The organism is Mycolicibacterium sp. CBM1, from assembly GCF_054073305.1.
Genome location: NZ_JBSXPP010000013.1, coordinates 53,377 through 76,904, shown reverse-complemented (window position 1 = coordinate 76,904; position 23,528 = coordinate 53,377). Strand labels below are relative to the sequence as shown.

The 23,528-nt window shown below is 68.2% G+C and carries 13 protein-coding genes; 12 read left to right on the top strand and 1 reads right to left on the bottom strand.

Annotated features, from left to right (window positions below):
* Positions 1-4 precede the first annotated feature (4 nt).
* The 8 genes from ACXDF8_RS17780 to ACXDF8_RS17745 all read left to right on the top strand — a co-directional run bounded on the left by ACXDF8_RS17780 (position 5) and on the right by ACXDF8_RS17745 (position 7,358).
* The gene (locus ACXDF8_RS17780) at positions 5-607 is read left to right on the top strand and encodes a cysteine hydrolase family protein (protein ID WP_457224600.1); all 603 of its coding nucleotides are present in this window, start codon (positions 5-7) and stop codon (positions 605-607) included.
* Positions 608-948: 341 nt separating this feature from the next.
* Complete coding sequence (locus tag ACXDF8_RS17775) at positions 949-2,115, top strand: hypothetical protein (RefSeq protein ID WP_457224599.1); 1,167 nt, start codon at positions 949-951, stop codon at positions 2,113-2,115.
* Between the two features lie 211 nt (positions 2,116-2,326).
* Positions 2,327-2,572 (top strand): hypothetical protein, encoded by a 246-nt coding sequence (locus ACXDF8_RS17770; protein WP_457224598.1) that lies wholly within the window; start codon positions 2,327-2,329, stop codon positions 2,570-2,572.
* A 101-nt stretch (positions 2,573-2,673) separates the two neighbouring features.
* On the top strand, positions 2,674-3,147 hold the full coding sequence (locus ACXDF8_RS17765) for an Rrf2 family transcriptional regulator (RefSeq protein WP_457224597.1): 474 nt from the start codon (positions 2,674-2,676) through the stop codon (positions 3,145-3,147).
* 214 nt (positions 3,148-3,361) lie between these two features.
* The gene (locus ACXDF8_RS17760) at positions 3,362-4,486 is read left to right on the top strand and encodes a TDT family transporter (protein WP_457224596.1); all 1,125 of its coding nucleotides are present in this window, start codon (positions 3,362-3,364) and stop codon (positions 4,484-4,486) included.
* Between the two features lie 91 nt (positions 4,487-4,577).
* Positions 4,578-5,513, top strand: a complete 936-nt coding sequence (locus ACXDF8_RS17755) for an LLM class flavin-dependent oxidoreductase (RefSeq protein ID WP_457224688.1) — start codon at positions 4,578-4,580, stop codon at positions 5,511-5,513.
* Positions 5,510-6,679: an alpha-hydroxy-acid oxidizing protein gene (locus ACXDF8_RS17750; protein WP_457224595.1), complete on the top strand. Its 1,170-nt coding sequence runs from the start codon at positions 5,510-5,512 to the stop codon at positions 6,677-6,679. The genes ACXDF8_RS17755 and ACXDF8_RS17750 overlap by 4 nt, the downstream gene beginning before the upstream one ends.
* A 4-nt stretch (positions 6,680-6,683) precedes the next feature.
* Positions 6,684-7,358 carry a pyridoxamine 5'-phosphate oxidase family protein gene (locus ACXDF8_RS17745; protein ID WP_457224594.1) on the top strand — a complete coding sequence of 225 codons (675 nt, stop codon included), beginning with the start codon at positions 6,684-6,686 and terminating at the stop codon, positions 7,356-7,358.
* Between the two features lie 345 nt (positions 7,359-7,703).
* On the opposite strand, the gene ACXDF8_RS17740 is transcribed toward ACXDF8_RS17745, so the two are convergent.
* Entirely contained in the window at positions 7,704-7,862 is a 159-nt protein-coding gene (locus ACXDF8_RS17740) for a hypothetical protein (RefSeq protein ID WP_457224593.1), read from the bottom strand.
* A 529-nt stretch (positions 7,863-8,391) separates the two neighbouring features.
* On the opposite strand from ACXDF8_RS17740, the gene ACXDF8_RS17735 reads away from it, so the two are divergent.
* The 4 genes from ACXDF8_RS17735 to ACXDF8_RS17720 all read left to right on the top strand — a co-directional run bounded on the left by ACXDF8_RS17735 (position 8,392) and on the right by ACXDF8_RS17720 (position 23,518).
* Positions 8,392-8,709 carry a hemophore-related protein gene (locus tag ACXDF8_RS17735; protein WP_457224592.1) on the top strand — a complete coding sequence of 106 codons (318 nt, stop codon included), beginning with the start codon at positions 8,392-8,394 and terminating at the stop codon, positions 8,707-8,709.
* A 250-nt stretch (positions 8,710-8,959) separates the two neighbouring features.
* The gene (locus ACXDF8_RS17730) at positions 8,960-10,570 is read left to right on the top strand and encodes a PfaD family polyunsaturated fatty acid/polyketide biosynthesis protein (RefSeq protein ID WP_457224591.1); all 1,611 of its coding nucleotides are present in this window, start codon (positions 8,960-8,962) and stop codon (positions 10,568-10,570) included.
* 28 nt (positions 10,571-10,598) lie between these two features.
* Positions 10,599-17,102 carry an SDR family NAD(P)-dependent oxidoreductase gene (locus tag ACXDF8_RS17725; protein ID WP_457224590.1) on the top strand — a complete coding sequence of 2,168 codons (6,504 nt, stop codon included), beginning with the start codon at positions 10,599-10,601 and terminating at the stop codon, positions 17,100-17,102.
* On the top strand, positions 17,099-23,518 hold the full coding sequence (locus ACXDF8_RS17720; RefSeq protein ID WP_457224589.1) for a beta-ketoacyl synthase N-terminal-like domain-containing protein: 6,420 nt from the start codon (positions 17,099-17,101) through the stop codon (positions 23,516-23,518). Before ACXDF8_RS17725 ends, ACXDF8_RS17720 begins: the two co-directional genes overlap by 4 nt.
* Positions 23,519-23,528 lie beyond the last annotated feature (10 nt).

The window sequence follows — 23,528 nt, the reverse complement described above, 5'->3', positions numbered from 1 at the left end:
CGGGATGACCGATCCCACCACGTTGCGCGCGCTGGCCGGCCTGCCTCTGGAGCCGGTGAACCTGGCCGACTCGACGCTGGTTCTCATCGACTGCCAGAACACCTACACCCGCGGCGTCATGGAACTCGAGGGTGTGCACGCCGCGCTGGAGGAGGCGGCCAAGCTGCTCGACCGTGCGCGGTCGGCCGGCATCCCCGTCATTCACGTCCAGCATGACGATGGGCCGGGCTCGCTGTACGACATCAGTGGTGAGAGCGGGGCGATCGTGCCCCTGGTCGCTCCCCGCGCGGGTGAACAGATCGTCATCAAGAACTATCCGAACTCGTTCGTGCAGACCGACCTCGACGACCGCCTCAAAGCCCTCAACGCCGAGAACCTGGTGATCGCCGGGTTCATGACCCACATGTGCGTGAACTCCACGGCCCGGGGAGCGTTCAACCTCGGTTATGCGCCGACGGTGGTTGCCGCCGCCACGGCAACACGGGCGCTGCCCTCACCCGATCCCGCCGCCCCAGTGCCCGCGGCGGCCCTGCAGGCGGCCAGCCTGGCAGCCCTGGCGGATTTGTTTGCTGTCGTCGTCGCCGACGGCACCGGTATCCCCGGCTGAGAACGTCCGCAGGCGCCGCTCATTGCTGAGGATCTGAGCGGACAACCTGAGAGAAATCAGCACCGAGAACTGGCTGGCACCGACTTCCTAGGGTCTGGGTCGGGTTGGGCGGCGTTCCGACACCGCAACTGACGAAGCTGTAAGAAATAGCCATCACCGGTCTTCGTCTGTGTCTATCCACGTCAAGCTTATTTATCTCGTAATGCAAAGTTAACTCGACTGAGTTCTCCTGACGCCGCCGAAAAATTTTCCTGGCAAAAACGGCAATTTCTGCTTTCCCTCAGGTTCCTCTCAGGTACCTTCAGCTTTGTCAGTGTTGACCAGGTCCCGGGAGGGCTCTCATGCAAATCTCCGTACGCTCACACCTCATCGCCGGAACTGCCGCCGTGGTTGGCGCTAGCGCCATCGCCATGACGCCCGTGCTACAGCACGATCTCCAGCTGCCTGCGCTCCACATGCCGTCCACGTCGACGATCGATGTGGCCCTGGCGGGATTCGACAGTCCGGTTTCGGAAATCTTCCGAACCCTGGGTCAGGTCAACACCCTGATCTTCGGCTCGGGAGATGCGCTGGGTGACTACCCGTTCATCTTCAACTTGGCCGGCATGGCGACGATCCAGGCCGGTTACGGCTTCAATGCCACCGGCATCATTCCGCAGATCATCAATGACCGCCTGCCGATCATCAGCCAGCTCGGTGTCAATGGCTCGGCATACCTGGACAGCTCGTTCAACGCGCTGTACTCGATCGGGTACACGCTCAGCGAAGGTGTGTGGAACGCCGCGGGCGAGGCGTTAACGCTGAACATCCCCGGCGCGGTCAACACGCTGTTGGCCGCGGTTCAGACGGCCGGCGAGACGGCTCTGCAGTCGGGTCAGTACGTGCTGAACAACGTCGTCGCCAAGGCGAGCGCGCTGCTGTCGGCGGTTCCGTCACTGGCAAGCCTGGTCGTCAACAGCGCCCTCGGCCAAGCGCAGGTGCTGGTTGGTGCGTTCGCCCAGGTTGCCCAGAACGTGGTGGCCGGACTCCAGGCCGGTGACTTCGAGGCAACGTGGAATGCCGCCGTCGACGGGCTGTTCGGTCCCACCGGGATTCCGGGCGTCGTCAACGCCCTGACCATCGGTGCCGGTGTGCAAACCGACGCGACGACCGTGGTTCCCAGCGTCCGTGGCGTCGTCCAAGCTGCGGTCAAGGGTGTCGCGGACGCACTGTCGGTGACCGCGCCGAGCCCCGGCCCGGTTCCGCCGCCAGCGGCCGCCCAGTCGGCCGCCCAGTCGGCCGCGCCGTCGGCCGCCGCACTGCGGTCCGCGGCGGCGGTGGAGTCGTCTTCCGCCGAGGTCACGCCGACCGCGGGCGACGAGGGCTCCGGCAGCGACAGTGCCACGCCGGGCGACAACGCCAACGGTGGCAGCGAAACCAAGAGTGGCTCGGCCAAGGCGGGGGCCAAGCACGGCCTGGGCGGCTCCAAGAGGGCGGCCAAGGCTTCGGCCGGCAAGTCCTCGGATTAATCAGCCGGAGTAATCAGCCGCGCTGAGGAAGGTGCCCCTCCTTATTACCGAAAGGAGGGGCACCTTGCTGTTGTGGGATGTTCCGGGACCGAGTCCGCCGATCGCTCGGGCGGCTGCCCGGTTTCTCAGCTTCGTCTCAGGTACCTTAAGGTGACCTCGGGGCGGGCAAATAGCAGTGAGGGAGAGCGCGGTGCGGCGGAATGTCGGCGCTATGGTCGCCACGGGCGTTGTGCTGGTGGGGGCCGGCATGGTCGTCACGAACCCCGTCGCCGCGCCAGCGCCGGACCTCCGGATTCCGGCTTCCGAGCGCTCGGCGGGTGCGAGCATGCCGGCCGACACGAGCGAGCCCGCGCTGCTGACGGCCATCGCCGCCGACCCGGTCGAGGTCGGCCCTGTCGAACTGGTCAAGAGGTTGCTGGGCCGACTGTTCGCTGGCGTCGTGAGGCTCGGATGGTGAGCGTGGGCGACCGCTTCCGTAAGGTGTCGCGAATGGCGGTCCGGGCCAGTCGTCCCTGGTAGCGGGTGGGCCGCCGGCGGCGCAGTGGCACAATTCGCGGCATGCGGATGTCGGCGAAAGCGGAGTATGCCGTTCGCGCCATGATTCAGCTCGCGTCCGGGGACAGCGCCGCGGTCGTCAAAACCGAGGACCTGGCGAAGGCCCAGGGCATCCCCGCGCAGTTCCTCGTCGACATCCTCTCCGACCTGCGCACCGACCGGCTGGTCCGCAGTCAGCGTGGCCGTGACGGCGGGTATCAACTCGGCCGCCCCGCCGCCGAGATCAGCATCGCCGATGTGCTGCGCTGCATCGACGGGCCGCTGGCCAGCGTGCGTGACATCGGCTTGGGCGACCTGCCGTACAGCGGACCGACAGCGGCACTGACCGACGTGTGGCGGGCACTGCGCGCCAGCATGCGATCGGTACTTGAGGAGACCAGCCTGGCCGACGTGGCCGGCGGCAATCTGCCCGACCACGTTGCCGATCTCGCGCGCGCCTACCGCAGCCAGGAGGATCGGCGCGGGCACAGCGGCTGAATCATGCCCCGCCCGAGCCGTACGGTCCGGTGACAGTGCCCAGGAAGTGATTGGCCGGCCTGAGCCGCGCCGACGGTCAACCACTTTCGTTGCTATTGCCGCAATCTCGTTGGACCGCAGCGTTCAGCTGCGGTTGCCCGGCGTCGCCGCATCGGGCGCGCTTCTGGAACACAAGCACGCGAACCGTCGCCGGCCACCGTAGGGTCTGGGACCTATGACGACACCGCAGACCCGCGCAGAGGTCCTGGGCAACATCGGACCCAACTGGTTCGCATCGGTGATGGGCACCGGAATCGTCGCGACGGCGGGCGCCACGCTGCCCGTCAGGCTGTGGGGGCTGCACGGCTTCACTCAGGTGGTGTGGGTAATCGCCGCGGCACTGCTGCTCCTACTCATCATCGTGGTGGGCGGCCACTGGTTGCGGCACCCGACCGTGGCGCGCACTCACGCGCGTAATCCCCAAATGGCGCACTTCTACGGTGCCGCGCCGATGGCGCTGTTGACAGTCGGCGGCGGTGCGGTTCTGGTGGGTCGCGACATCATCGGAGAGCGGCTTGCCGTTGACCTCGACTGGGTGCTGTGGAGCGCCGGCACCGTCGGAGGGCTGTTCACCGCGGTGAGCATTCCGTACCTGATGTTCACCCAGCACAACGTCGAGCCGGACGCCGCCTTCGGCGGGTGGCTGATGCCGGTGGTCCCCCCGATGGTGTCCGCGGCCACCGGTGCGCTACTGATCCCGCACATGGCGCCGGGCACCGGGCGCGCGACCATGCTCTACGGCTGTTACGCGATGTTCGGTCTGTCCCTGGTCGCCGCGCTCATCATCATCTCGATGATCTGGAGCAGGTTGGTCCTGTTCGGCACCTCGGGTTCGGCGAGGGTGCCGACCTTGTGGATCGTGCTAGGTCCGCTGGGTCAATCCATCACCGCCGCAGGGCTTCTCGGCCTCAACGCGGCATTGGCCGCCGACACCCCGCTGGCCCAGAGCATGAACGCCTTCGCCGTCATCTTCGGAGTGCCGGTCTGGGGGTTCGCGGTGCTGTGGATCGCATTGGCCACCGCCTTGACCGTGCGTACGCTGCGGCGCGGTATGCCCTTCGCGCTGACCTGGTGGAGCCTGACGTTCCCGGTCGGCACCTTCGTCACCGGCACGACCCAACTCGCCGTGCACACTGGCCTGCCGGCCTTCGAGGTGGCCGCCGTCGTCGCCTACGTCGGCCTGCTCGGCACCTGGCTGCTGGTCGCGGTACGCACGGCGCGAGGCAGCCTGCGCGGTAATCTGCTGCGGCCCCCGCCGAACGCCGGCCCGGTGCGCGCTCGTAAGGATCCGGTGGCCTAGCGGTCCGGTATCCCGCGGCCGACCGCCGAGTTCGCCGTTGCCCGCGGCTGCCCGCACCCGCCGTGTCAGAATCGCGAGCGTGCAGATTGGCATGACCTTGCCGGTGATGGAACCGGACGTCGACGCGGACGTCCTCAAACGCTGGGCCCGGACGATCGACGAGGGACCGTTCTCGTCGTTGTGCTGGGGCGAGCGCATCGCCTTCGGCAACCCGGACTCGCTGACGCTGCTGGGCGCGCTGGCCGGATGGACCGAGCGCGTCCCGCTGGTGACCACCGTGGTGGTGCCGCAGCTGCACGATCCGGTGATGCTGGCCAAGGGGTTGGCCACCGGCGACATGCTGTGCGGGGGGCGGCTCACCGTCGGCATCGGGATCGGCGGCCGCTACGAGGACTATGTCGCCGTCGGCGCCGACCCGAAAGGCCAGACGATGCGGGAGATGTCCGAACGGGTCGCGGTCATGAAGCGGGTGTGGGCGGGGGAGAAGATCACCGAATCCGTCCTGCCGGTCGGCCCGCGGCCCGCGCAGGACGGCGGGCCACGGTTGCTGGTCGGCACCATCGGGCCCAAGACCGTGCGCAGTGCGGCGCAATGGGCCGAGGGCCTGGCGGGCATCACACTCGACCTCGACCTCGACAAGCAGAACGAGCTGTTCGACGTCGCGCGGGACGCCTGGGCACAGGCTGGGAGACCGAAACCCCATCTGGCGACGTCGTTTTGGTTCGCCCTCGCCGACCGTGACGGTGACAGCGCAACCGCCCGCACCCAGATCCACAGGCATCTACGCCACTACATGAACTGGATACCGGCTGAGCTCGTCGATGCGATGGCGCCGACCACCGGTTGGGCGGGCACCGAAGACGAACTGGCCGACACGTTGCGCCGATTCGCCGAGATCGGCACCAGCGAGGTCCATCTCATTCCGACCAGCGGCGACCTCGATCAACTGCGCCGCGTCGCCGACTTGGTGGCCGACCTGTCAGCCGACCTCGCCGCACCGAGCCGGCCCGCCGGTGTGACGTCATGACCCAGCCCTACGGCAACTACCAGATCGAGGTCTACTTCCAGGGGCTCACCGGCGTGCTGCCGAGCCTGCCCATGTCGTACCAAGAGCTTGAAGCCCGTGCCCAACAAGCCCTTTCGCCCTCGCTGTGGTCCTATGTCGCCGGCGGGGCCGGCGACGAGCGGACGCAGCAGGTCAATGCCACCGCATTCGGGCAGTGGGGCCTGATCCCGCGGATGTTGGTCGGAGCCACGCAGCGGGACCTGTCGGTGGAGCTGTGGGGACGGCGGTGGCCCGCGCCGGTGTTCATGGCTCCGATCGGGGTCATCGGGTTGTGCACCACCGACCGGCACGGTGACATCGCGGCCGCGCGTGCGGCGGCACGGACAAACGTCCCACTGTGCGTGTCGACGCTGACGATGGATCCGCTGGAGGACGTGGCGGCCGAATTCGGCGACACCCCGGGGTTTTTCCAGCTCTACACGCCCACCGATCGCGAGCTCGCCGAGAGCCTGGTTCACCGCGCCGAAGCCGCCGGCTATGCCGGCATCGTGGTGACGCTGGACACCTGGGTGCCGGGCTGGCGCCCACGCGATCTGTCGACCGCCAACTTTCCGCAGTTGCGCGGAATGTGTCTGGCCAACTACATCAGCGATCCGCACTTCCGGGCCAAGGTCGACGGCGACATCGACGCCGACCCCCGCAACGCGGTGCTGCATTGGGTCAGCATCTTCGGGAACTCCCTGACGTGGAACGATCTGCCGTGGCTGCGGTCGTTGACCGACCTGCCGTTGATTCTGAAGGGCATCTGCCACCCCGAGGACGCGCGGCGTGCCGTGGACGCCGGGATCGACGGCATCTACTGTTCCAACCACGGTGGGCGACAAGCCAATGGCGGACTCCCTGCGATCGATTGCCTGCCCGATGTGGTGGCCGCTGCCGGCGAGGTACCGGTGCTCTTCGATTCCGGTGTCCGGACGGGGGTCGACATCGTCAAAGCGCTCGCCCTCGGCGCCAGCGCTGTCGGCATCGGCCGGCCCTACGCCTACGGTGCCGCACTGGCGGGCACCGACGGAATAGTGCACGTACTGCGCTCGATGCTGGCCGAGACGGACCTGACGATGGCGATCGACGGTTACCCGGCACTGAGCGACCTCACGCGCGAGGCGCTGCGGGCCGTGCGACAGTAGGCCCATGTCACATCCCTCCACCCGGGTCAGCCGCCTGGCCGAGAAGCAGAACACCTCCCGCGCCCGGCTCGACGAGTTGCTCGACGCCACACCGCTGGCCACCATCGCGTTGATCCGTGACGGCCACCCAGTGATCTTCCCGATCGGTTTCGCCCGGATCGACGACGAATTGGTCATCCACGGCTCGACCGGCTCACCCTGGATGCGGCAGCTGGCCGACGGTGCGAACGCTGCCGTGTCGGTCACGGCGCTCGACGGAGTCTTGGTGGCACGCAGCGGATTCGAGTCGTCGTTCCAGTTCCGCAGCGCGGTGCTGTTCGGAACCTTCGAACTGATCCCGGACGCCGAGAAGGTCCGTTATCTCGAGACACTCACCGACACGTTCATTCCCGGGCGGGTGGCCGAACTCCGTCCGAGCAACCGCAGGGAACTCGCCGCGACCATGGCGTTGCGGATGCCGATCACGACCGACAACTGGTCACTCAAGATCGGCGACGGATGGCCCGAAGACGACGACGAGGACGTCGCGGCCGGAGCGTGGGCCGGGGTGGTGCCGTTGACGACGGTGTACGGGACGCCGCAGCGGGCGCCGGACTGCGACCCGAAGACGCCGATTCCGCCGTCGGTCAGTGCGATGTGCGGCGAGCTGTCGAACCATCGGGACCGGCAGAGTCGCTGACACCCGCTTTGGGGGGCGCCAATGCGACGATGCCGATACCGACGCAGCTGCAGAACGCTGCCGCAAACGTGGAGTCGGTCCCGGAGCCCACGATCGGTTGTGGCCCAGGCGAAGCCGAGCGAAAAGCCGATGCCGTAGCCGGCGTTGGCGATACCGGGGAGCGTGCCTCGGGTTCCTCGTCGGAGACCTGGAGCACACCGAGGGAACCGAGTGGCGTGAGGACAGCGGGTCGGGTGCCGGCGCGACGACAGGGGAATGGTTCACAAAGGCTGCTCCTGGACCGGCGCGGCGCTGCATTACCCGCGCCGCGCGGTGCGGCGGACTGTCCGCCGACTTCAACGGGATTCAGCGACGGCCCCACGGGCCGAGAAGGAGCCGCCAGAACTTGCGATACGACTCAGGGAAGACGACGTCCTCGGTGGTGCGCCTGGGCCGGTTCGGCGGCTCGGCGCCGGCGGAGCGCTCCCGGTCGGGGGAGCCGTGGGAGTCGTTGCGGTCAACCATGTGCAGTCCTTCGTCGCCGGCTGGCGCCAACCGGTGTCTCACGTTAACCGACCGATCAACCCGGCGTCGGCGGATCACAGGTCTGTGTCGGCGTACTCCTTGAGGTCGGCGGACCATCGGGCGCCGCGGGCGAAGGTGACTTCGGTGACGGAGACGCCGCTCGGTTCGGCGGTCCGCTTGGAGATGAGTCCGTGGACATCGCCGGGGATGTCGGTGAATCGCGCCTTTTACGTCGCGGGGTGGTAATCGGCCAACGCGGGCCTCCGCGGTCGTCGGAGCGCCGCTTGAGGCATGCGGTGGCCGGCCTCAACGGATTTGAGACGCGGGCCGATCCTGGCCGGTCCGTCACCATGCGGGTGCCTTCCGTGGACATCGGTGAAATCGAGGCAATGATCCGCGTTCGGTCCATCGCGGGAAAATGCCGTGGTTAACTTGCCCCGATCCGATGTGCGTCGGTTCGCGGCAAACGGAAGGCATTGTGAATATGAAACCAGCACAGTGCTTACGAAGTGTCGTAATATTTGGCGGTTTGTTGGCGGTAGTCCCGTTGGCGCCGGGAACCGGACCTGCGGCGGCCGACCCCATCATGGACGCGCTGGCTACTACATCGTGTAGCTATGGTCAGGTCACGGCGGCGCTGCGTGCGCAGGCGCCAAGCCTGTCGACCCAGCTCGACAATAGGCCCGATATGCAGGCCAATCTCCGGCAGTTTCTCGGGATGTCGGCCGACCAGCGTCAGCAGGCGCTCGCCCAGCAGGAAGCGGTCGCGCCCGGGTTGCAGGCGATGATCTTCGCCCAGATCGGCCCGCAGATCACCCAAGTCGCCAACACCTGTATGAATTACTGATCCCACCCGTTCGGGCGGTCGCCCAGACCGTCTGCGCTGAGCTGCGCAGCAAGGTGCCGACTGGCCATTCGCCGACCCGATTATTCGTGAAAGCGCCACGACATCGAGCGCATGCGTGCGATTTTGGCAACGGCCCAGACTGGTGTCGGCGTACGATCGCCCGCAGGGTTACCGCATATCGACGGTCCTCCCTATGAACGTGTTCTAAAACTGAGATTTGTCGCCCGCGTAAGGGTTAGAGTCCCTCACCATGCGCGCCTCGTTGGCTAACTCTGATATGGCGGATGCCGCTTCATTGGCGCTGCTCGACGATCCCGGCATCGGTGCGGCGCTGGCCGGAATCCGTCGACCGGTCGCCGTTGTGGGGTCCGCGCAGGGGCCCCGTGCCGTCGTGCTCACCGACGCCGGCCTTGCGTCGCCCGAACTGCAGGGGCGCGATCTGCTGGCGCTCGTGCCCGCGATCTATCCGGAGTGGCTGGGCGAACGCGCCTTCACTGCGACGCATGGGGTGCGGTTTCCGTACGTGATCGGTGAGATGGCGCGTGGCATCGCCACGCCGCACATGACGATCGAGGGCGTCCGCGCCGGGGTGATGGCCTTCTACGGCAGCGCGGGATTGGATCTGCCCACCATCGAAGCCGGTGTGCGGGAAATTCAAGCCGCTCTCGGACCAGAGGCCGGTGGCTGGGGCGCCAACCTGATCCACAACCTGCACAACGAAAGCGCTGAGCTGGCGACCGTCGACCTCTTCCACCGCCTCGGTGTCCGATACGTGTCCGCCTCAGCATTCATGCGGCTCACACCTGCGATCGTGCTGTACGCCGTCAAGGGTCTCCGCCGAGGCCCGGACGGACAGATCGTCCGGGCCGGTCGAATCTTCGGCAAGGTGTCCCGCGACGAGGTCGCGCGTCAGTTCCTGTCGCCCGCGCCCGAGGCGATGTTGAATGCGTTGGTCGCCGCCGGCCGCATCACGGCGGATGAAGCTCAGCTCGCCGGCGGGATCCCGATCGCGGAGGACATCACCGCCGAAGCCGACTCCGGTGGCCACACCGACAATCGCGCGTTGACGGTCTTGCTGCCTGGACTGATCGCCCTGCGCGACGAGATCGCGGCCGCCCATGGGTACGCCGTGCTGCCGCGGGTCGGTGCGGCCGGCGGTCTGGGCACCCCCGCGGCCGTCGCGGCGGCGTTCGCCGCAGGCGCGGCCTACGTCTTGACCGGGTCGGTGAACCAGTCTGCGGTGGAAAGTGGGCTCGCACCGGACGCGCGCGCCCTGCTGGCACAGGCCGAAGCCACTGACGTGACGATGGCCCCCGCTTCGGACATGTTCGAGATGGGGGTGACGGTGCAGGTGCTCAAGCGTGGCACCATGTTCGCCCAGCGCGGACAGCGCCTTGCCGATTTCTACCGGCGCTACGCGTCGTTCGAGGAAGCCCCCGCCGAGGAGATACGCAGCCTCGAGACCGCGGTGCTTGGCCGCACCGTCGACGACATCTGGACCGAGACTGAGGCGTTCTTCGCCCGAAGCGACCCGCAGCAGGCCGAACGTGGCCGAACCGATCCGAAACACCGGATGGCGCTCGTGTTCCGCTGGTATCTGTTCATGGGGTCCCAGTGGGCCCGCGACGGCATATCGGAGCGGCGCGCTGACTACCAGATATGGTGCGGCCCGGCGATGGGTGGCTTCAACGAGTGGGTGCGGGGAAGTTTCCTGGAGCCGGTGCAGGCGCGTACGGTCCGCCAGATCGCCCTCAATCTGCTTGAGGGCGCCGCCACCGTGACCCGCGCCGGCCAACTGCGCACCGCGGGCGTCCAGATGCCCGCTTCCGCCTTCGACTTTCGTCCACGTCCCCTCGGATAGTTTCCTCCCCTTCTCCGGATAAGGCGCTATGACAGACCAGACGCAGCACCCCCTTGTCACCCCGATCGCCGTTGTCGGTATGACAGCCATCTATCCGGGTGAGCCTGGGCTTGAGGGCTTTTGGCGCACCATCACCGGTGGCCGCGACGCGATCAGCGACGTGCCGTCCACCCACTGGCTCATCGAGGACTACTTCGACCCCGACCCCAAGGCCGTCGACCGAACCTATTGCAAGCGTGGCGGGTTCATCGATCCCGTGCTGTTCGACCCAGTCAAATTCGGCCTGCCCCCCAACGCGTTGCCGTCGACCGATTCAGCGCAGCTGCTCGCGCTCATCGCCGCCCGCAAGGTGCTCGACGAGGCGATGCGGTCGGGCGTCGAGGTCGACCTCGACCGTGTCGATGTGGTGCTCGGCGTCGCCTCCACGACCGAACTGGTGGTCCAGATGGGCTCGCGAATGCAGCGGCCGATCTGGCGCAAGGCGCTACTCGAGAACGGGCTCTCCGAGGAAGACGCCGACGAGATCTGCCGCGACATCGCCAACGAGTACCCGGCATGGCAGGAGAGCACCTTCCCGGGCCTGCTCGGCAACGTGGTCGCCGGCCGGGTGGCCAACCGACTGGATCTCGGCGGCAGTAACTTCGTCGTCGATGCCGCTTGTGCCAGTTCGCTCTCGGCGCTGCAGGCCGCCATGCATCGGCTGTACCTACACGAGTCGGACATGGTGTTGACCGGCGGTGTCGATGCGCTCAACGACGTGATGATGTACATGTGTTTCTCCAAGACGCCGGCGTTCTCGCCGACCGGGGACTGTCGACCGTTTTCCGAGACCGCCGACGGCACGATCATCGGGGAGGGGGTCGGCATGCTGGCCCTCAAACGTCTCGACGACGCCGAACGGGACGGTGACCCGATCCACGCCGTCATCCGGGGTCTGGGCTCGTCGTCGGACGGCCGCGCCTCCAGCGTCTATGCCCCGCGCTCGGAAGGTCAGGCCAAGGCCCTGCGTCGCGCCTATGAGAATGCCGGCTATGCGCCGTCAACCGTCGAACTCCTCGAAGCGCACGGCACAGCGACCAAGGCCGGTGACGTCGCCGAATTCGCCGGCCTCAAGCAGGTCTTCACCGACGATTCAGCCCGTATCGCGCTGGGCTCGGTGAAGTCGCAGATAGGTCACACCAAGGCGGCGGCGGGCGCGGCAGGAATTATCAAAGCTGTTCTAGCACTGCAGCATTCGACACTGCCCGGTACCTTGAAGGTTGATCGCCCGAACCCCGCGATGGGCCTGGAAGAGACGCCCTTCTACGTCAATGTTCAGACCCGCCCCTGGGTGCGCACCGGCGGGCAACCGCGCCGGGCGGCGGTCAGCTCGTTCGGATTCGGGGGCAGCAACTTCCACGTCACGATCGAGGAGTATCGGGGCGACCACCGCGCCAAGCGGTTACGGGCGATGCCCAGCGAACTGGTGGTGCTCAGCGCGGGATCTGAGGCCGACCTGGCCAAGCGGGCCGCCGACATCGTCGCCGCGGCACGCGCCGGCGAGAGTCTGGCGCGGATCGCCTTCGAGTCGGCGCGCGAGTTCGATGCTGCTGAGGCCGCACGCGCCGGTCTGGTGGCCGCGGATGTGACTGGGCTGGAGACACTCGCTGAGAAATTGCGCGCGGCGCTCACGGCGGGCACTGCAACCCAGCTGAAAGATCCCAACATCGTCGTCGGAGTCGGTGCGCCTCGCGAAGGTAAGACCGCGTTCCTGTTCCCCGGACAAGGCAGCCAGTACGTCGGCATGGGTGCCGATCTCGCGCTGGCCTTCCCCCAGGCGGTCGCGGTGTGGGACTCGCTGGCCGGCGACCTCACCGACCTGCACCGCGTGGTGTTCCCCGAACCCGTCTTCGACGCCGTCTCCCGTGACGCCCAGAAGACCGAGCTCACCGCGATGCAGAACGCCCAGCCGGCCATCGCCGCCACCAGCCTGGTGCAGCTCGCGCTGCTCGACGTGCTCGGTGTGCGCCCCGAAGCTGCTGCCGGACACAGCTTCGGCGAGGTCAGCGCACTGGCTGCAGCGGGTGTGCTCCCGAGGCAGCGACTGGTCGAGACCGCCCGCACCCGTGGGGTGCTGATGGCCGAAGCCGGCCAGGGACGCGACGGTGCAATGCTCGCGGTCAGCGCCGGCGCCGACGATGTTCAGGCACTGCTCGATTCCCACCCGGAGGCGGCCGCTGCGTTGGTGATCGCCAACGACAACGCTCCCGGACAGGTGGTGCTCGCAGGTCCGGCCGCCGATATCGCCTGGGCCGAGACGGCAGTCAAGTCGGCGGGCTGGACCTCGGTCCGGCTACCGGTTGCGTCGGCGTTCCACTCGCCGATCGTGGCTGCGGCATCCGAGCCGCTGACGGCGTTCCTGGAGACGATGGAATTCGGTCAGGCCCGATTCCCGGTGTACGCCAACGCCACAGCGCAGGTCTACGGGGATCGGGTCGCCGAGCAGCTCGGTGATCAGGTGCGCAGGCCCGTGCACTTCCGCGAAATGATCGAGGCAATGGCGCGCGACGGTGTCACTCGCTTCATCGAGGTCGGCCCCGCCCGGGTGCTGACCAAACTCGTCGGCCAGATCCTGCCGGGGACAGAGCATCTCGCCGTCGCACTCGACGATCCGAAGGCCGACGGGTTGCGCGGCTGGCACCGCGGACTGGCAGCCCTGGCGGCAGACGGTGTGCAACTCGACCTCGCGGCGCTCTATGACGACTATGACGAGCCCACCAAGCATGTGCCCGCCCCCAAGCATGCGGTCCTGGTAGGAGGAGCCAACGTTGGAAAGCCTTATCCGCCTGCTGGCGGCAAGGTCACAATCACCCCGAAGCGCACTCGCGTGAGCGCGCCGAGCGCGCCGAGCGCGCCGCCGCCGGCGGCAGCTCCCGCGCAGGTAGCGGCGCACAACGGTGCGCCCGCCGCGGTTGCGGTCCAGGCGATGCCCACGCCGACACCGGTGCCGCCACGCAACGACGTCGCCGCCGCGCCCGCGCTGCAGACGGTTCCAGCCCCGGCTCCCGCTCTGCCACGCACCAGCGTGCCGGCCGTCACCGCGGCGCCGGCGGAGCTGTCCTCCGACGCGTGGAGTGTCATCGACCGCATCCAGCGGGAGACCGCGCAGCAGCACGAGCGCTACTTGGATGCGGTGGCCAACACCCATCAGGCGTTCCTGGACATGTCTGCGCAGATGATGGCTGAGATCGTCGGTGAACGCGCCGCTGTTCAGCATGCACCGTCACCGGCGCCGACCATGCCCGTGCAGGCTCCCACACCGGTCGTACATGCTGTTGCGGCGCCGGTAGTGCCCGCGGTCCAATCCGTCCCCGTGACTGCGGTGGTCCAGCCCGCTCCCATGGCGGTCGCTCCGGCGACGGCTGCTCCGGCACCTGTGGCTGTGGCGCCGGCGGTGGATGCCGGTGCGGTGGTGTTGGCGATCGTCTCGGAGAAGACGGGTTATCCGGCTGACATGCTCGGGTTGGACATGGAGATGGAGTCCGAGCTGGGGATCGACTCCATCAAGCAGGTGGAGATCTTGGCGGCGTTGCAGGCGAAGTTCCCTGGTGCGCCTGAGATTCCGGCGTCGGAGTTGTCGAATCTGCGCACGTTGCAGGATGTGGTGGATTCGGTGGCTGATTTCGCGTCGGTGGGTGCGCCGGGTGGTGTGACGGCTGCTCCGGCACCTGTGGCTGTGGCGCCGGCGGTGGATGCCGGTGCGGTGGTGTTGGCGATCGTCTCGGAGAAGACGGGTTATCCGGCTGACATGCTCGGGTTGGACATGGAGATGGAGTCCGAGCTGGGGATCGACTCCATCAAGCAGGTGGAGATCTTGGCGGCGTTGCAGGCGAAGTTCCCTGGCGCCCCGGAGATTCCGGCGTCGGAGTTGTCGAATCTGCGCACCCTGCAGGACGTCGTGGATTCCATCGCCGACTTCGCCTCCGGTGGTACCAGTGCACCGGCCCCCGCCGGTGCGAGTTCTGACCCCTCGCTGGCCCCGGTCTCGTCACAGTCCGCCGGTGCGGTGGTGTTGGCGATCGTCTCGGAGAAGACCGGATACCCGGCCGACATGCTCGGGCTGGACATGGAGATGGAGTCCGAACTCGGAATCGACTCCATCAAGCAGGTGGAGATCCTGGCGGCACTGCAGGCCAAATTCCCCGGTGCGCCTGAGATTCCGGCATCCGAGCTGGCTAACCTGCGCACCCTGCAGGACGTCGTCGACTCCGTATCGGGGATGGCCTCCTCCGGAGGAGGATCCCAACCATCCGCACCCGCCGCCCATTCGGCCACGGCGTCCGCGCCGTCCGGTGGGCTGGAGTGCACGCAGCCGAACTTTCGCGAGGTCCCGCCTAGTGGTTTCGCCATGGCAGGCCTGCGGGACGGCGAGGTCTTGATCACCCGTGAGAACGCGGCCTTCGCCGAGGACCTCGAACGGGTGATGATCAGCCACGGTATCAAGGCCCGCGCCGTCGACGTCGTACCGCACGAAGCCGCCGCGGTCATCAGCCTGGCCGCTCTCGGACCGGCCGGCTCGCCGCAGGATTGCGTCGACACGCACCTGAGGGCATTCCACGCCGCCCGCAGTGTCGCCAAGAGCTCTTCGCGCTCCAGGCTTTTCGTGACAGTGCAGTCGACCGGCGCGCGTTTCGCCGAAGCGGACACCCCGGTCGGCGTCGCCAGCGTCGCGAAGACCGCCGCGTGGGAGTGGCCCAACGCATCCGTGCGGGCCATCGACATCGAAACCCTAGACCCGCAGCGCCTTGTCGCAGAACTGCTCGCCGGTGGGAGCGGTGTGGAGGTCGCGCTGCGCAGTGACGGCACCCGGTCGGTCGTCGTCGACGACATCGACGCCGAACCCACCGGCGAGACGGTCAGCGTTCCCGCCGACGGCGTCGTGGTGGTCACCGGCGGCGCACGTGGCGTCACCGCCAGGTCGGCGCTCGCACTCGCCGCGCGCCACGGCCTGCGCCTGGTATTGCTCGGCCGCACCGCCCTGCGGGACGCGAGCACAGACGAGCCGGAAGGCGCTACCGTCACCGAAATCGCCACGGCTCTGGCGGCGTCTGCCCGGGCCCGGGGCGAGGCCCTCAGCCTGCCGCAGGCGCGGGCACAGGCTGAGCGCCTGCTCGCCGAGCGAGAAGTCCGGGCCACCCTGGCCGCCGCCGAGCAGCAGGGCACTGCGGCTCGGTACTTCGCCGCCGACATCAACGACGCGGAGCAATTGCGCAGCGTCCTCGACGAGGTACGTCACAACGTCGGCCCGATCGTCGGCGTCGTTCACGGCGCGGGTGTCCTGGCCGACCGGCGCCTGGAAGACCTCGACGACGAGCAGTTCGTCCGGGTGTTCAGCACCAAGGTGATCGGGGCAGAAGCGTTGTTGGCGGCCACGTCGTCGGACGACCTGCGCTTCATCTCGCTGTTCTCCTCCATCGCGGCGCGAGCGGGCAACCCGGGGCAGTGCGCCTACGCTGCCGCCAACGCGGTACTGGAGTCCATTGCGGCGCGCGAGGCCGCTCGCCGTGGTGACGGGTGCGTCGCGCGTGCCTTCGGGTGGGGGCCGTGGGACGGCGGCATGGTCGATGCCACGCTCAAGAATCGGTTCCTGGAATCCGGGGTCGGCGTGATCCCCATCGACGAGGGCGCACAGTTCTTCGCCGAACACGCGCTGCGCCGTTCCCCGGCGACCGCGATCGTGGTGACAGCACCCGCCGAGGGCCGCCTGCGCGCTACCCGGCTGGACTGGGACGTGTCGACCGAGAACCTGCCGGTGCTCGCCGACCATCAGGTCCGCGGCCGGGTGGTGGTGCCGGTGGTGGTCGTGCTCGACGCCATGCTGCGCGCGGTGCGCGGTCTGGTGCCGGACTCGGCGCCGGTGGTCCACGACTTCCAGGTGCTCTCCGGAGTGACCTTCGCCGAATGCGAGCAGCAGGCGCTGACCCTCGGGCTCGAGCCAACCGGGTCGGCTTACACCGTCAGCGTTTCCGATCCCGAGGGCCGTAAACGCTATCGCGCGGTCCTGGAGACCGAATCCGCTTCCGCACCAAGCATTTCAATCCCGGATGCCAGTGGTGAGCAGTGGCTGTTCACGGTGGCAGAGATCTACGGCGGTCCGCTGTTCCACGGGCCCCGGTTTGCGGCCATTGAAGAGCTGGGAGCGGTTGGGCCCGCCGGTGGCAGCGCCACCCTCAAGGGACTGCGCGACCTCGGCTGGCCCGACAACGACTGGGCGTTCGATCCGGTCAGCGTGGACGGCGGGCTGCAACTGGGCATCCTGTGGGCCTGCGCGCACGGCCGGCCGCTGGTGCTACCGGTGCGTATCGGGCGCGCAGTCTTGCATCGACCGCTCGGTGACGGTGGCAGTCTGCGGTGCCGGATCGCCGCCACCCCGGTCAACGACAAGCGCGTCGACTTCGACATCGCGCTGCAGACCGCCGACGGAGGGTTGGTCGCCGAGTTGCAGGGTGTCGAGTTCTATGTCGCGGGCACTGGGGCGGATACGACGGCGTGAGTGGTTTCGACCCCGTCGCGATCGTCGGGCGCGGCTGCATTCTGCCCGGCGCGACCACACCCGAGGCCCTGTTCGACGCAACGCTGGCCGGACGCTGCCTGCTGACACCCACTCGCCCCGAACATTGGCGCGGGGTGGACCCAGCGGCGTTGCTGGCCAGCGCCGAGCCCGGGCTGCGGGTCTCGTCGGCCACCGGTGGTTACATCGACGCCTCGGCCGCCCTCGGAGAAATTGCCTCGCGGATAACCGATGTCGAACACCTCGATCCCATCGCCCACTGGCTGGCGCACTGTGCGCAACAAGCGTTGGGCGGGCCGCTGGCAGCGCCGCGAACGGGATTGATCGTCGGCAACCTCTCCTATCCGTCGGCGGGCAACACCGAGTTCGTCGAAAGTGTGTGGACCGGCCGCGGCCAGGTCGATCCGCGCAACCGTTTCTCCTCGGGTCTGCCCGTGGCGCTCGTCGCAGGTGCGATGGGCCTGACCGGGCCGGCGTTCGCACTGGACGCGGCGTGCGCATCGTCGCTGTATGCGATCAAGCTCGCCTGCGACGCCCTTCACGACGGTGAGGCCGACATGATGCTGGCGGGCGGCGTGAACGGCGCCGACGACTTGTTCCTGCACCTGGGTTTCACTGCGCTGCAGGCACTGAGCCCGTCTGGGCGCTCCCGGCCCTTCCACAGCGATGCCGACGGCCTGGTCCCGGCATCCGGTGCGGCGCTGGTGGCCCTCAAACGCCTGACCGACGCCGAACAGGCCGGTGACCGGATCCTCGGTGTGATCCGCGGTGTCGGCCTCTCGAACGACGGCCGGCAAAGCGGCTTCCTGGCACCGGCTGTCGCGGGTCAGACGCGCGCGATGCTGGCCGCCCTCGAACAGGCCGGGCTTAGGCCGGCCGACATCGACTACCTGGACTGCCACGCCACCGGAACCCCACTCGGCGACGCGACGGAGTTGCAGAGCATCGTCGCCGCCTACGGTGACGTGCCGCTACGGCTGGGCGCACTCAAGGGCAACCTCGGTCACACCATCACCGTTTCCGGCGCGGCGAGCCTGGTCAACGTGCTCTCAGCCATGCACGCCGCGACCATCCCGCCGGCGCTGTGCGAGAAACCCACAGCGGCACTGGGAGATACACCGTTCACCCTGGCGACCGCACCGACGTCATGGGACGCGACCACCAAGCGGGCAGCCGTCAGCAACTTCGGGTTCGGCGGAAACAACGCCCACCTCATCGTTGAAAACTACATACCCGCCACACGTCCGGTGCGGCCACCGTCGGCACCGACCGGCGACGTCGTCATCTGCGGTATGGGCGTGGTAACCGGAGACGCCGGTGACGCCGAATCGTTCCGGCGTAGGGCCCTGGGCCCGGAAGCCCATCCCACCGCGCTGGACACCGTGGAACTCGACCTCGTCCGGCTGGGCTTCCCGCCCAGCGAGCTCAAGGCCAGCCTGAGTCAGCAGACCACCATGTTGGCCGCGGCCGGGCAGGCACTCGAGGGCATCGGCATCGACCCGGAACGCACCGGGGTGATCGTCGGGATGGGTTGTGACGCCACCATCGCGCGCCAGCGGCTTCGAGTTCTGCACGCCGACGACCAGGACTGGCTGACCGCCAACAGCGATGCGGCTCCAAGGCTGACCGCCGACGGCGTGGTCGGCACCATGCCCAACATCCCGGCCAACCGCATTCACGCACAACGGGATTTCCGCGGGTTCGGCTTCACGGTGTCCAGCGAGGAGCTCTCCGCGATCACCGCGCTGCGGATCGCGGTGCGTGCCCTGCGGCGCGGTGAACTGGACGCCGTCGTCGCCGGTGCAGTCGACATGTGCTGTGAACCGGCACATGAGCGTGCCGCCGACGCGGTCGGAGCCGGCGGGTGGGGACCCCACGGAGACGCCGCGGTGGCCTTCGTCCTCAAACGGCGCGCCGACGCCGAAGCCGCGGGTGACGACATCATCGCCGTCATCGACACCGACGGCACCGTCGGCACGTCGGATCCCAACGTCGCCGCGGAGCGCTTCGGCCGCACTCACGCGGCCAGCGCGGCTGTCGAAATTGCCTCGCGCACACAGGCGTTGCGTACCCGGGTGCGGGTCGACCGGAACGGGGCGCAGCCCGCGCCGGGCGAGGTACAGACGTCGGTCTGGCTGGAGTCACTGGGCGGCCGCGCCGACGGCGTCACGCTGTCGGCCGCGGGTCAACGGCCGCGGCCGCTGGCTCTGGGGGCGGTGCCGGTCAGCGAGCGATACGCCGCCGACAGCCGCCCGGATCTGCTGGCCCGGATGAAGCGGCACGACCCCGGTGGCAGCGGCCCGGTGCGGTGCTCGGTGGTCTCCGACAGCCAGTCGTCGCTGGCCACGCTTCGGACGGCGGCGGTGGAGCGGTTGGAGCGCGGCGAGACACCGGCCATACCCGGTGTCGCCTTCAGCGACGCCCCGATGACCGGCGAGCTGGCGTTCATGTTCACCGGCGCGGCCGCGGCATACCCGGGGGCGGGGCGAGATCTCTTCCTGGCCTGGCCCGAACTCGGTGATGCGCTCGCCGCACGGCTGAGCGGCGTCGGTGATCTGGCCCGCCCCCTGTACGGCGCGGGCATCACCGCATTGGACCCACGCACCCAACTCACCGGCTGTGCCCTGGTCTGCCAGGCGCATGCGGAGTTCTCCCGTACGATGCTCGGGCTGACGCCGACCGCGGCGATCGGCCTGTCGTCCGGCGAGACCAATTCCCTTCTGGCATTTAGCGTGTGGCGCGACCTGGAGGATATGCTCGGCGAGATCGAGGCCTCGGGCATGTACGGCGAGCAGCTGACCGGCAGTTGCCGCGTCGCGGCGACGGACTGGGGCTTGGGTGAGCAGCCGGCGCCGTGGGAGTGCTGGCGTATCACCGCGCCCCGGGCTGACATCGAGGCCGCTCTGGCCCGCGAACCGCGCGCGTACATGACCATCGTGCAAGCGCCCGACGACTGCGTCATCGGTGGTGATCCGGCAGCCTGTAAGCGGGTCATCGACTCGGTCGGCGGGGCCAGTGCCATCCCGCTCGGTCTCGACATGGTGATCCATTGCAGCGCCATGGATCCGTTTGCCGAGACCTGGCGCGCCATCCACACCCGCGAAGTTCACGACGCACCGGGGGTGCGGTTCTACACCAACGCGGGAAACCGGGCTTATGTGCCGACGACGGAGGCCTCGGCAGCAGCCATCACCCAGCAGGCCGTGGAGCCGATCGATTTCCCCGCGACGATCCTGCAGGCGTGGGAAGACGGTGTGCGGGTCTTCGTCGAGCACGGGCCGCGCGCCATCCTCACCGGTGCAATCCCGAAGATCCTCGGCGACCGGCCGCACCTGGCGGTGGCGCTGGACTCGCAGGAACGCCGCGGTCTTCGGGCGCTCGCCGAGAGCGTCTCCAAGCTGTGGGTGCACGGGCTGCCGGTGCAGATCGACGCGTTCGACGCCCGCATGACGAAATTGCGCAACCAAGCCGCCCCGGCGTCCGCTGCGCACTCCCGCACCGTGACGCTGCCCGCCCATTGGCCCGACGTCGTCCCGGTGGCGACCGCGCCAGCCCATCATGTCGCTGAGAACGGGAGCGCTCCGATGCCGGAAGTGGACCACGGAACTGTGCAGACGATGCCCGCGGCACCGGCGTACCCCACGCCGCTACCGATCCCGCGGCAGGAAGTCGTCGTCGCGGCGGCCGAACTCCTGCCCGCTCGCGCCGAAGCTCGGTCAACGGCAGCAGTCGGCGGCCGGGCAGCCGCGGCGATGAGCCTGGTCGAGTCGGTCGGTGAGGCACATGCGGCGTTCGTCGAACGGCAGGCACAGGCACACGCCTCCTTCCTGAAGATGCGCGCAGAGATGCTGGCGATGGCTGCGGGCCGGCGTTCGGCCGGCACGCTCGACGCACCGCCGTCGCCGCTGGGGTTGACTCAGGCACCGCAACCTGTCGCGGCACCGCCGAATTCGCCGACCATCCCGGCGCCCGAGCCTCGGCCGAACCCTGCCCCGGCCCCGGCGGTACCCGCACCGCCACCCCCGCCTCCGGTCGCGGCACCGGCTCCCGTGCCTGAGCAGGTGCTGTGGTCTCGGTCTCAGCTCGAAGTGCTTGCCGGGGGCAATATTTCCGAGGTCTTCGGCCCGAAGTTCGCCGAGCTGGACCGCTACGACCGTCTGGTGCGCATGCCCGAACCGCCACTGCTGCTGGCCGATCGGGTGATGCTCGTCGAGGGTGAGCCCGGCACGATGGGCACGGGTCGCATCGTCACCGAGACCGACGTCGACCACGATGCCTGGTATATCCACAACGGGCGGATGTCACCGGGTGTGGTCATCGAATCCGGCCAGGCCGACCTGCTGCTGGCGTCCTGGCTGGGCGCGGACTTCCACAATCGCGGCGAGCGGGTGTACCGGCTACTGGGCTGCGACCTGACGTTCATGGGCGAGCTGCCCAAGGGCGGTGAAACCCTGCGCTACGACATCCACATCGACGGCCACGCCAAACATGGCGACACCCGGCTGTTCTTCTTCCACTACGACTGCTACATCGGCGACCGGCTGATGATCTCGGTGCGCAACGGGCAGGCCGGGTTTTTCTCCAACGAGGAACTCAGTCACTCCGACGGAGTTTTGTGGGATGCCGCCGACGACGTGCCGCGCCAGGGTGCACATCGCGACGAGCCACCACGGGTTACCCAGAAGCGTTCCTTCGACCGTGCGGACGTCGACGCCTTCACTGACGGCCACGCCTTCGCCTGCTTCGGCCCCGGTTTCGAACGGGCCGCCGCGCACTCCCGTACCCCGAAGACACCGCGCGGCAAGCTGCGGCTGATCGACGAGGTGGCGGAGTTCCAGCCTGACGGCGGTCCGTGGGGGCGTGGCTATCTGAGGGCGACGGCGGAGGTGCCCAGGGACGCTTGGTTCTACGACGGGCACTTCAAGAACGATCCCTGCATGCCCGGCACGCTGATGGCCGACGCTGCCACGCAAGCCCTGTCGTTCGCGATGGCCGCCTACGGATTCACCATCGAGCGTGACGGCTGGCGCTTCGAGCCGGTGCCCGACGAGATGGCCCGCTTCGTCTGCCGAGGCCAGGTCACCCCGGACGCCGACCACCACCTCGACTACGAGGTGTTCATCGAGGAGATCGTCGACGGCCCAACGCCGACCGTCTACGCCGCATTGCTCTGCCGCAGCGACGGATTCAAGGTCTTCGGCTGCCGCCGCTTCGGCATGCGGCTGGTGCCCGACTGGCCGATGCCCCCCGGGGCACCCGGCCCGGCGCGAATCCTGGAGGGCACCAAGGACGTTCGTGGTGACTACGGCGCACTGCTGGCCTGCGGGCGGGGTATGCCCTCCGATGCGTTCGGCTCGCTGTACAAGCCCTTCGACGGCACGCGTCGTGCGCCCCGACTGCCCGACGAGCCGTACCACTTCGTCTCACGCATCCTCAGCGTCGACAGCCCGCCGGGCGTGCCGACCAAGGGCGGCACCGTCGTCGCCGAATACGACGTCCCCGCCGACGCCTGGTACTTCGAGGACGGCAAGTCCTCGACCGTGCCGCTGTCAGTGCTGATCGAGATCCTGCTGCAACCCTGCGGTTGGCTGTCGTCGTACAACGGCTTCGCCGCCAACCGCCCCGACGACGTCGTCTTCCGCAATCTCGACGGCGATGAGGTGGTGCTGGTCAAGCCCGCCGAGGTCGGAACGCTGCGGATCACCTCGACGCTGAGTCGCTACGCCGAGGGCGGTGGCTCGACCATCGTCTTCTTCGACGTTACCTGCACCCAGGGCGACCACGTGGTGATGACGATGAAGACGGCGTTCGGGTTCTTCAGCCCCGATGCGCTCAAGAATCAGGTGGGCCTCAAGGTCGAACCGGGCCGGCTGGAGTCGCTTTCGACGCCTGCGCCGATCTCGATGCCCTACACCGCTGACGAGTTGCGCGGTGACCCGTGGCTGGCCCAGGGCCGACTGCAGGTGATCGACCGGGTGAACTTCTGGCCCGACGGGGGAGTGGAAGGTCTGGGCCGGCTAGTCGCCGAGTTCGACGTGCGCCCCGAGGCGTGGTTCTTCAAGGCGCATTTCTTCCAGGATCCCGTGCAACCCGGTTCGCTGGGCCTGGAGGCCATGCAGCAGGCTGCCCGCGCCGCGGCCAAGTTGTCCGGACTCGGTGGCGAGGACAGCGAGTTCGAGATCGTCGCTGTCGGTCAGCCGTTCAGCTGGAAGTTCCGCGGGCAGGTGGTGCCGACCAACATGCGCACCCGAAGCGAAATCGACATCCTGTCGGTGACGCGGGACGACGTCGGCGTGCTGATTGTGTTCCAGGGTTCGTTCTGGGTCGACGACCTGCGGATCTACGAGACGCTGGGCATGGGTGTGCGGATCGTCCGGCGGTCGCGCGGAACCACATGACCGCCGATAC